This is a genomic window from Chryseobacterium sp. YIM B08800 (assembly GCF_026163565.1).
Lineage (GTDB): Bacteria > Bacteroidota > Bacteroidia > Flavobacteriales > Weeksellaceae > Chryseobacterium.
Genome location: NZ_JAPDKN010000066.1, coordinates 1 through 10,825, shown reverse-complemented (window position 1 = coordinate 10,825; position 10,825 = coordinate 1). Strand labels below are relative to the sequence as shown.

Here is a 10,825-nt window from a genome sequence, read left to right as displayed (position 1 = left end):
TTTCTTGTGATGATTTAATATATTCATTAACAAAATCTTTTCCTTTATTTTTACTTACAAAGATAATATTGATTATAAAATTCAATATTAATATTGCCCCTACTACTCCTACAATTCTAAATATTACTTTCATATTCTAAGAATTTGTTGCGATTACATCAATCCCATTTTTTGCATCACTTTTATTAAAATCTCTTGCTTTATCTCCAATTTCTTGTGCTAAACCATTTTCGTATTTGTCAGCGAAAGTACCTATTGCTATATTGGCTACAAAGCCAGCAATCCCCTTGTAACCTGCATAATTATTAGCTTTTAAACCTCGATGACCAATAAAATTACGGATAGCACCTTCAAAACTTCTGGTAACATTTCCGGTAGCTGAACCTGCACCATACTGTACTAAACCACCGACTGCATTTCCTACATTTGAGTTGATTATTGTTCCACCAATCTCGGTAACTGCACCACTTGTAGCTTTGGTAACCGCAACTCCTGTCCCAGCTGAAACGGCATCACTTCCCACAGCAGAAATTGTACTTGCTGTTCCTTCATTATTAGATCCAAAATCAGTATCTCCAAATGCTTCACTTGGCGTGTATAAAGCCAAAGTAAGCGCACCTGTAACTCCAACTGCAATTACAGAAGTACCCGCTGTAACTCCTGTAATAACTCCCATCACCAACTGACTCCCCATCTGCATCATTACTTCTTTATTATTATTGTTGCTGATAAAGTCTGCAGCTTTTTGAGCAATGACAGGATCCATAATAATGGTAATCTTACCTTTTTTCGGACAATCTAAATAGGAACGATTTAAAATAGCTTTTTCTTGATTAAAACGAACTTTGTCATGAGGTTTTAACCATTTTGCATCTAAAGTAGCATCACAATCGTGCGCCATTTTATAGAGCGCTACTCCACCTGCTGCAACACTTATTGCACATGCAGCTACAATAACCACTGCAGCAGCTCCGCCTGTAAGAACAATAGCAGCTCCAATGGCAATTCCTAAAGCCAAAGCCTGAAGACCACCCCAAAATTTTGCAGGGGCTTTACATTGGAAAGAACCAGATAGCTTGGTATCGACTATTGTCAAAAAAGGCTGTGTTTTGGTACTATACATCACATTACTCGGGCTCGTAATCTTAATCATTTGTGGAGCTCCGTTTGTCATCATCGTACATACAGCCGTTGTATCTTGTGGAACGTATGACTCTGCCATTATACTTCTATTTTTGTCAATTTATAACTGATCATCAGTTTTACATTATTTTTTATTTCTTCAATAATCGTAACGTCTGAAGCTGTAATCCAAGTATTTTCTAAATCATAAGTAGAATTTTCTCTATAACTGAACTTAAATTCCGAAAACTTATAACTAACCAGAGGTTTAAACTTAATATCATATATTTCTTCCAATGAAGCTGTATTTACTCTGTCTTTTATCATTTCTCCAACTTTCCTTACATTAATTGTATTTTGGGTTTCTGTAATAATATCCTGCCTGAAGTCAAACGGAATTGGTTTTCCTTCGAACAGTTGAGAGTATAAATCTTTTTTAAAAGGACTAAATACATTCTCATCGCTAACTAAATACTTATCAAAGAACACATCGAAAAACATCTTGTTGTTTACCCATTCTTTTAATTTTCCTTCATTCAGAAAAATTTCATCATTAGTTTGCAGAAATAGCTGTAAGTTTTCTTTTGTTTCGGAGTTTCTTAAAAAACCATATTTGCTTTTCAGATATTCTTTATGCAGTTTCCAACTCTCAACAATTTTATTGTGATTGATTATCTTATCAATTTTTCCTGTTTCCTTATTTAAAGAAACTTGTAAATTACAAGCAAGTAAATCTATATCTGAAATCAAATCCACAGCCTCTTTCATTTCTTCCGGATAAGAATTCATAATATTCTCTACCAGCTTTGTATTTACAAAACTTTCACCGTTCTTCTGAAATTTATCTACCAAAAATTCTCTCTTTGTATCGATATGGTTGATTAGCATTCCTCCTATATAAGTCATTACTGATTGTTCACAACGATATCTTGCAGAGCTTTCACTTGTAAAAATTTGCTCTTCCTGATCGGGTTTGGTAGAAGGACTTGTATTTAAATATAAAAACTTCAGATATACAGGAAATGTATTTCCTATAATTTGTTGCGTAATGCCGCAATTCTGATTGTGAAAATTTATAATTTCTTCAATACTTTGGTTGTATTGTTTTGATATAGACTCTAGGGTATCTACATCTTTGATTTCGTATTCTAAAAACCTCATATTTAATTAATATCCACCTGTGTACCTGTAACATAAGTGTTACCTGTAGCGTTAATTGATGTATTAGATTTACTATGCAGACTCAAATTATTTTGTGTTACAAGCAATGCATTATCTTTAGAATTCATATCAAGCATACCATTTCCTACAGATATCGTAATCGAATCTTTTTTAATGGTTATTTTATTTTCGCCGACTTTAAGCTCAATCTGAGTTTTTCCTTCCAAAGAAATATTCCCGGCATTATCCATCGTTAAAACACTCTGGTCTTTCCCCACATTAATCGTAGTTTTAGTTGCCACATTTGTAGTATGATTATTTCCAATATCTTCATTATTGTCATTGCTCACAAAAGTAGTAACATCGCCTGTGCCACTTAAAGTAACATGATTTCCGTTTCTGTCTTTAATTTCAATTCCGGCACCGTCATTCAAACAAATAATATTTCCGCTTTTGCTGGATAAACTTTTAACATTGTTTCCGGCTCCGCCACCTCCACCAACTCCGCCATGAAACATTCCACCCATCACAAAAGGTCGGTCTGGATGTTGATGAACGAAATTAACAACGACCTGATCACCAACTTCAGGAATTGCCATGAATCCACGGTTTTTATTTACTTTGTCACTACTTCCTGCATCCGGAGTCATTACTCTGATAAATTCTGACGTATCCTGTCCGCTTTGCCAATCGAACTGAACTTTTACTCTTCCTTGATTTAATGGATCTGCATTTGCGGTAACTTTTGCAAACTGCGCTTCAGCTCTGGGACTTTCAAACTCAGGACGTGGAATATAACCGCTGTCTGCAGCAATCGCTTCAAAATTTCCGGTATAATATCCTCTTGCATCCACTTCATGAGTCACCTCAATCATCATTAATTTGGTGAAATAAGAAGTCTGATTGGTATCCTGTTTTCTCATCTCAACATCTGCCGTACAACCAGGATATAAGAATGGAACTGTAGTTTCTCCTGAAGTAATAAATACCTGAGAAGCCTTACTTCCTGCTGTTCCTTTTTGTGAAGCATCAATATCCATGAAAGAAGCTGCTTTTATCGGGGCAACTCTTAGAGAGGGTGTTGTAAATGTTTTTTCTGAAATTTCGTAGGCGCGTTTTGCAATATCGGAAGCGTGGTTAATTTTAGAACTTCCTGTGGTCAGTTTTTCGTTTTTACTGCTGTTGTATCCGTAAAATGAAGGATTCACATGCTGTGCTTTCATTCTTACTTTTACATCATTCACATTACTTCCGTAAGTGAGTTTTACGGGTTGTTCGGCTGGTGGAAGTTTTCCAAAATGAAGAACTTCTCCATCATAGAAAAACTGTTCGCCATACGCTTCTGCCATTCTTGCCAAATAATTGTAATGCGTTTCTTCGTATTGAGAGCTATAAGAAACATTCCCATATTGAGCATCTACTCGAAAATCGAATTTATTTCCGCCAAGTCCTTCTTTGATAACCTGATCGGCAATACTGTTAAGACTAATAGGTTGAGCTCCTCCAAAACTCTGAATATGCGGAGCTGCATCTAAAAGTATTGTCGGGCTGAAACCACTCAGTACAATATTTCCTAAACTGCCTTTTTCCTGGCTGAAACCAACTTCAGTAATTACTCCCACGAAATTTCTTTCGGGGCCATCGATGACATCTTTATATTTAAAAATAACAGTCAGTCTTTTTCCTAAAAAATTCTGAGCTTCTTCAAGATTATGATTTTCTGCAGAACCAAGTGTGTCATGGGCAAGAGTAATGCTGAATTCATGATGTTTTATCGCACTTTGACTTAATTTAAAATGCTTAAAATGTTTGATTTCTTTACCTTCAATAACCAAATCGAGCTTTACCACTCTGTTAATTCCTAAAATCTGGCTTGTAGGAATTGCCAATGCATTATGAATTTTTGAAGTAGGCTGATTTGCCCAGACTTTATCTTCTACTATTTCCGAATTATTGGTCTGAGTCATCTGATTCATAAACATGTCTGAAGAATTCTGAACCGCTCCATTCATTGGTTGGCTGACATTTTTAATATTTTCAGTGGATTTATCTACTATTTTTGTTGAAACTTCTTCTTTTAAATTTTGTGCAGCACCAGTCTTTATATCGTCTGAAAGCTGAGGTTTGATGGTATTATCCTGAAACATAATATTTTTCTTTAAACTTGTGAATTTGGTTTTTGCATTTTATTCTATCTCATTGGAGATGACAAAATTTTCATATTTTTTACTATGAAAATTTTTGTGATTCTAACTATTTTAAATTTAATCATAATTGATACCGAAAGAAAAATTTAAGCTTAAAATTTCACTTTTTGTAGTAATACTACGACTCGTTTTTGAGTAATTTCTATTTTATTGAGACAAAAGTTTCTGGTCTTCTTTATATCTGTTTTCACCATAATTTTTATTAAAATTCACAGATTTTTTGTCTTTTTCACTCAGTTTTTCATACAGATCCATTCTTAATTTTGCTTCTGCTTTAGGATCTTCTTTTACAGGAAATGTAATATGATATTTATCCTCGAGTACTTTGGAGATTTTCGATAGATTTTCACGATAAACAGCTGCTTTAGGGTTTTGATTTTTAGCTTGCTCTTTTTTTTCATGCTCAATATATTTTGCCATTGGAGAAAGTTCTGTTCCTTTTATTTTAGGGTTTCCTCCTTTTTCTAAAAAATATTCAGCTGTTTCAAAATCATTTCGTGCTGCTGCTTCCATAATATTTTCACCCAAATAAGAAGTATGATTAATATCTGCACCATGTTCCAGCAAAAAATCAATCATTTTTCTTTCGGTTTGTTTGTTTCCTAAAAACATTGCACTGCAAAGCGGACTGTTCCCTAATTCAGGATTTGGATTAGCTTTATACTTAAATAAAAGTTTAGCCATTTCGTAATTATTTAAGGCAACTGCATGAGAAAGGGGTAAACCAAGCCCTTCATTAGGAACCACAAGATTGGGGTCTGCTCCGTTTTTAAGGAGAATTTCCATTGCAGGAAGATTTTCTACAATGGAAGCATACATTAGTAAAGTATATCCTTTAGTATCACTTAACTGATTGATGATTTGTGGATTATCTTTTAAAGCACTTTCTAATCCTGAATTATCTTCATCAAAAATTTTCTGTGCAGCCTGTAATTGTTTTCCTTCAAATAATTTTTGAGGAGGATATTGCTCTTTATTTTGAGTTTTTCGGGATCTTGTATCCTGACATGAAAATAAGGTCATGGTAAAAAAGATTAAAAAGATTATTTTTTTCATGGATTATGGGTTTACTGCAATTACATTGGTATTAATGGTTGCAATCATCGCTTCTACAGCATCTGCATACGCGCTGTGACCGCTTCCGAATGTTTTCAGATTCATTCCTTCATTATCCGGAATGTATCCGAAAATTTCGTTTTGTTCACCTAATGCTCTAGGAACACCACCTGTGAGACCTCCAAAAATTGCCAGTTTATTTAGACCGGGAATTCTTGAAATGGCAAGTGTAGATAAAAGACCTTCTCTATTATTCTGAAGTGTATTTAGGATATCATTACTCGTGCTATAATTGGTGATATTAGAAGTAGAACCTACTGCTCCTTTTTCATCCAGAAATTCAAGAGTATTGTCATGAACCCCTCTTGTATTGAAAGTATAAGCCGGTAATCCTGTATAATAAGATGCCATTGCGCTGTTTCCACCACCCAAAGAATGTCCTGTGAAAGAAGTATTTCCGTTGGTTGCCTCCTTCATCTTCTTGGCGAGATTCATCGTTTTTTCTATCTGCGGAGTATGAGCTCCAAAAGCCTGTCCTCCATCTTCTATAAACCAGTCATGATAAAATTGCATTCCTTTAGGTTCCGATCCTCGGAAAGCTACAAAATATTGTCCTGTATTATTATTTTTGTATAAAGAAGCATAAAAACCATTATCTCGATTCGTATTAAAATCTTCAGGTTTGAAAGTTCCGGGACCAAACATTTCGTCGAGTACAGCCTGATCATCAGTATTCATTCTTGTATAATCTCCAATTTGTGCAGCTTCATCAGAATTATCATTATAAGAATCCTGCGCCATCGCTGCAGCGTTGCTCAATTCAGTAATCTGAGCTGGTGTAGGAAGATGGAACTTCACCGTTCCACCCAAAAAACAATTCAATGTAGAATTTTGAAGAAGTGGTTTTTTACCTTCAACTCTCACTTTTTGATGCGTATTCGTCCAGTCACTTCCTTTGGTAAGAAATGAGCAGATATTCAGGCAATCATCAATAAGCGCACTTCCAGCCCAAGCTGCAGCAGCCAAAACAAACAATCCGCCACCAAATGCAGCGGCAATTCCAACTCCCGCAACAGCTCCGGCAATCATCATTTGCGGACAAATAAAATTGTCTTTAAAACGATCATCCTCTGTCGCCATCAATTTCGAGCCATTTTTAAGATAAACACTCGACTGAGAACTGACTCCTATCCCGATCAGCCGTCTTCCGCTGGTACACATAAGCGGAGTTTCTTGTGCGATATACAGTTGACTCATATTGTTTATGTTATTAATTGAATATGATATCTGCAGACATACAGCATTTTTTCATTTAGCTTTTCCTTTACATGGAATACAATTTCTGATAAAACGGAATCGAGGTTATAAATATATTCTCCTTCCATCATCAGATCATATTCTAATGGAATATTTAAAGCTTTCTGATAATTTTGAGCATAAATTTCATTAAAATCTCCGGTATGGCTTTTAAGCTTTCCTACGATGTTCATTTGAAATTTATTTTTATTATCTACAAACTGGTAGTTTGTTTCGTACACTATTTTTTCGCCCGGAAAAAGAGTTGAAAGAAACTCTCTTTCTTTAAATTCCCCTTCATTTGTAAAGTTCACTCCGGTATTCGGAAATGGGTAAAAAAGTATCTGATAAAGTAGATTTGCTTTAATATTATCATCAATTCGTTGAAATTCTTTATCATAAATATTGATGATTTCGTTGTAAGAATCTCTTACCAATTGAAGAAAACGAAGTTCTTTTCTTTTAATCTCTTCCCACTTTTCAAAAATTAATTCTTCATTTTCTATTTTTTCAATGGTTTTATCTTCATTCAGAAGTAATGAGAGATTTTCAGTTGCTTTATTTACCTGATCTAAAATTTCATAGAAAGGTTTCATCTGAGCATCGAAATGAATATATTTTTTATCAGAAATAAAAATTTCAATATGCTTATACTCTCCTGGAATAATTTCCCAGATTTCTTCTGTTTCTGTTTCATTTGCTTTTCCGTTGCCTAAGGTAAGATACGACTTCACGTTAACAGAATATTTTCCGTTTCTGTACCAAGCATATTTAAATGAATTTAATTCTTGAATTTCGTTTACTTCATTTTGATTCATAGCCGGAAAGTTTTGAAAATTAAAGCTGATTTTACAACAAAAATGATAATATATCGAAAATGTGTATGAATAAAATTATTCATACACATTAATCATTTCATAAGCTGGAAATTATACTCCCGGCCAGATTCCTTCGTAAGCAGCTCCACCGTAATTGATTTTTTCTGCACTTACTACAAAGCTGATCAACATAGAGTTTGTGTCTATAGCATCAAAATCTACTTCGTGCTGAATAACGTATCCGTTTTCCCAGTTTAGAGTAATCAGAGTACCTTCTTCGTGAGATTTGTTGAAAGTAATTTCACCTGTGGTCGGTTTGTATTTACCATTAAGCAAACTTTCAAGAATTTCAGATTTTTCTGTTGCTTCAATCGTTAATTTGATGATTGCGTTGGAAGGATCTGATGCTACTCGTCCTGAAACGTCTGTAGATCTCGATACGCTGTAATTAAGCTTTAGTAATTTTTGTCCTTCGCTTCCGTTGAATTTTAAGATTCCTCTTGAATTGTCTGCCATTTTGTAAATTTTAAACAGTTAATATTTTGTGATTTGGTTAGTCCAAAGATAGAGCCATTGATTTCTTTTGGAGCTATAAATCTAATAAATCTCAGTTTTTGTAGTAATACTACGATTTGATGTAGTAGTTCTACGACTTTTGATACAAACAAAGAAAAACCCTTTTGTATAAAGGGTTTTGGATATTATAAAATAAAATTATCACATTGATTAATTTTAAGGAATTTTTAAGAAAGATTTGGTATCATTTAACATCCACAAACAATGTATCTTTTTTCCCTTCAAGAAATGAATAGTTAATTTTTTCTCCATGTTGGGACCACGCCGTTTTAATGGTATCTATAGGACTGTTCTTGTAAAACACGATAAGATCGCTTATTCTTTCCCTATCTTTCTTAATTTTAAAAAAACCATTAACATCAGTCTCAGAACAATTTATGGAACCAAGTTCACAAATCTTGACATTACTAATAGGCATTTTTTCTTTGGTATAAATATAGCCTTCATAGAATTTAGGTCGATCTTTACATCCATTGAAAGATGATGCTATTAAAAAAATATTTAAAAGAAGTGTTTTCATTATAATAATTATTTAATTTCAATTTTTGTTAACCAAATCAAGCTCAGTACATCTTTTTCTGCCGCCGCCATTCTTTTTCTTTCTGTAATTGGGATATAATTATTATAATAAGGCATAATGTCTATTTCGCCTGTTACCGGATAATTTGTAGAACTGCTGCTATTACTTTGGGTAACAACATTTACACTACCTTTGTGACCATATGAATAAGTAGTTCCTCCATATGATTTAAGAATTTCATGTCCAACCTCATGTGCAGATGTTTCTTTAAAATTTACATCTTCATTGAATTCTGATTCATAGCTCCATCCGTTTGAATATTTTATATATCCTACGTTATAGCAAACAGCTTCTCTAGAAATCAAATTTCCAATCCAAGAAATTGGATTTAAGGTTGCTGTACCTGGATTTCCAGATCGCATCCAGCTACCGTTAGTATTGTAAACGAGGCTTATATCATCCATGGATTTTTCAGTTGTATTAACTGCATTCGCATAAACTTCATATGATTCTCCTAAAATCTTAACGTCTTTGGCTGCTGCATGATTTTTATTTCTTCCCCAATGATAATTAAGCCCATCAATTGCTAATTTTTCCAAATCAGCAAAGCTTCTCGTTCTTACTTTAATTGGTGGTTTTCCTGCAATAATTGAAGTGGTAGGTATTTTATCCCAAGGGCAACTTTCCACCCAACGAGTTTCATCTCTTGCTCCCGCAAGATGAGATGAGCACTTTAACCCTTCAGCTCCGCCATCTTTTAGGTTAACACGTAATGTTGTATCAATTTTTTTATTATTCTTATCAATCTTTACATCTACCCAATCTACCTCATCATATTTTGTAGAAAACTCAACTTCTTTAGATTTTTCTTTACCGTTTTTACTTGCAGTAATTACTGCCTTCAATTTTTTATTGTTAAACTTTGAGCTGTCATAAATATTATCATTATCAAAACCATCCCAAAAAATAACATAAGACCCAATTTTAGTATAATCTGAAGACGAAGTATTATAGGGATCAAAAACACTTTTCCAATCCCACACTTTAATAGGATTAGAAAGATCATATTTTGGTTTTTTGTCTGTTATATCTTGAGAAAGCTTGGGAAGTCTTCTAGCGGTAACTACAATTTCCGGTAAATTGGTAATGGAAAATAATGTAGTGCCATCTTCATTCAAAATCTTAAATTCTAGAGAATCTACATTACTAAGTAATAATGAGTAATTAAAAGCAAAATTAGCATTCTCATAATTCCCTTTAAAATCTAATATTCCAAAAGGAACTACTGTAGAGTACATTTTGTCTTTACTCAAGGAAAATGAAATTTCAAAATCTTCGTTAACATCACTCCCAATTCTTTCAAAATTTCCATAAGAGACACCATTATCAAATCCCTTTTCCTGAACCTGACCGCCTGCAGAAGAAAAAACATTTCCTTCTGCAGAAATATTATAGTTTCCTCCAACCGTCTTGGTGTACTTTCCTTTTACAATTCGGGTTCTAGACATAACTAATGGTTTTTACTTACTTCTCCGCTATTATTTTTTACTTCAGACTGAGCATTTTTTGTAATATTTTTCTCAGAAGTAAACTGAATATCTTCATGTGATAATTCATTTCTCTCCTTTTTTGTCTCACTATGTACATCTCCCTCAATCATTTCCGTCAATTTCCCTGTAATAAACATACTTGTATCTCCAATTACAGAAGTCATTTTCATAGCTCCCACACTTTGGGTAGCGTTTAATCCTATACTTTGGGTTCTGTTCATCCCAATGGTATCAGACTGATCCATTCCTACACTTGTTGTCATGTTTTCAGAGACATTAATAAACATGTTTTTACAATTTAGTGTCATCGTTTCCGGTGCAGTGATATTAATATTACTTCCCGTTGTATCTAAATGAATTTCATTACCCGATTTATCGGTAATAATAATACTTTCATCTTCTGTAAAAACCACTTTATGTCCGCTTCTCGTCATGATAGATTTTACACGGTTATCTGCAAATCCACCCAAAGCTGTTCCCCCATGAAACATTCCACCCATCACGAAAGGTCGGTCGGGG

General features: G+C 34.0%; 10 protein-coding genes. All 10 read right to left on the bottom strand.

Annotated features, from left to right (window positions below):
* Positions 1–136: 136 nt before the first annotated feature.
* The gene (locus tag OEW74_RS18110; protein WP_265429803.1) at positions 137–1,222 is read right to left on the bottom strand and encodes a PAAR-like protein; all 1,086 of its coding nucleotides are present in this window, start codon (positions 1,220–1,222) and stop codon (positions 137–139) included.
* Entirely contained in the window at positions 1,222–2,283 is a 1,062-nt protein-coding gene (locus OEW74_RS18105) for a hypothetical protein (protein WP_265429802.1), read from the bottom strand. Before OEW74_RS18105 ends, OEW74_RS18110 begins: the two co-directional genes overlap by 1 nt.
* Before the next feature lie 2 nt (positions 2,284–2,285).
* A complete protein-coding gene (locus tag OEW74_RS18100) occupies positions 2,286–4,430 on the bottom strand; it encodes a type VI secretion system Vgr family protein (RefSeq protein ID WP_265429801.1) in 2,145 nt (714 codons plus the stop codon).
* A 207-nt stretch (positions 4,431–4,637) separates the two neighbouring features.
* Positions 4,638–5,546: an ankyrin repeat domain-containing protein gene (locus OEW74_RS18095; RefSeq protein WP_265429800.1), complete on the bottom strand. Its 909-nt coding sequence runs from the start codon at positions 5,544–5,546 to the stop codon at positions 4,638–4,640.
* A 3-nt stretch (positions 5,547–5,549) separates the two neighbouring features.
* On the bottom strand, positions 5,550–6,803 hold the full coding sequence (locus tag OEW74_RS18090; RefSeq protein WP_265429799.1) for a PAAR-like protein: 1,254 nt from the start codon (positions 6,801–6,803) through the stop codon (positions 5,550–5,552).
* Positions 6,804–6,808: 5 nt separating this feature from the next.
* A complete protein-coding gene (locus OEW74_RS18085; protein WP_265429798.1) occupies positions 6,809–7,660 on the bottom strand; it encodes a hypothetical protein in 852 nt (283 codons plus the stop codon).
* A 111-nt stretch (positions 7,661–7,771) separates the two neighbouring features.
* On the bottom strand, positions 7,772–8,176 hold the full coding sequence (gene tssD / locus OEW74_RS18080) for a type VI secretion system tube protein TssD (RefSeq protein WP_265429797.1): 405 nt from the start codon (positions 8,174–8,176) through the stop codon (positions 7,772–7,774).
* A 244-nt stretch (positions 8,177–8,420) separates the two neighbouring features.
* Positions 8,421–8,756, bottom strand: a complete 336-nt coding sequence (locus OEW74_RS18075) for a hypothetical protein (RefSeq protein WP_265429796.1) — start codon at positions 8,754–8,756, stop codon at positions 8,421–8,423.
* Positions 8,757–8,764: 8 nt separating this feature from the next.
* On the bottom strand, positions 8,765–10,264 hold the full coding sequence (locus OEW74_RS18070; RefSeq protein WP_265429795.1) for a hypothetical protein: 1,500 nt from the start codon (positions 10,262–10,264) through the stop codon (positions 8,765–8,767).
* Positions 10,265–10,266: 2 nt separating this feature from the next.
* Positions 10,267–10,825 (bottom strand): bacteriophage T4 gp5 trimerisation domain-containing protein (locus OEW74_RS18065; protein ID WP_416207916.1); only part of this gene is annotated, 559 nt, incomplete at its 5' end.

Bases quoted from the DNA above. Each gene is read 5' to 3' on its own strand.
- OEW74_RS18110 (WP_265429803.1), bottom strand. From the start codon at position 1,222: ATGGCAGAGTCATACGTTCCACAAGATACAACGGCTGTATGTACGATG.
- OEW74_RS18105 (WP_265429802.1), bottom strand. From the start codon at position 2,283: ATGAGGTTTTTAGAATACGAAATCAAAGATGTAGATACCCTAGAGTCT.
- OEW74_RS18100 (WP_265429801.1), bottom strand. From the start codon at position 4,430: ATGTTTCAGGATAATACCATCAAACCTCAGCTTTCAGACGATATAAAG.
- OEW74_RS18095 (WP_265429800.1), bottom strand. From the start codon at position 5,546: ATGAAAAAAATAATCTTTTTAATCTTTTTTACCATGACCTTATTTTCA.
- OEW74_RS18090 (WP_265429799.1), bottom strand. From the start codon at position 6,803: ATGAGTCAACTGTATATCGCACAAGAAACTCCGCTTATGTGTACCAGC.
- OEW74_RS18085 (WP_265429798.1), bottom strand. From the start codon at position 7,660: ATGAATCAAAATGAAGTAAACGAAATTCAAGAATTAAATTCATTTAAA.
- tssD (WP_265429797.1), bottom strand. From the start codon at position 8,176: ATGGCAGACAATTCAAGAGGAATCTTAAAATTCAACGGAAGCGAAGGA.
- OEW74_RS18075 (WP_265429796.1), bottom strand. From the start codon at position 8,756: ATGAAAACACTTCTTTTAAATATTTTTTTAATAGCATCATCTTTCAAT.
- OEW74_RS18070 (WP_265429795.1), bottom strand. From the start codon at position 10,264: ATGTCTAGAACCCGAATTGTAAAAGGAAAGTACACCAAGACGGTTGGA.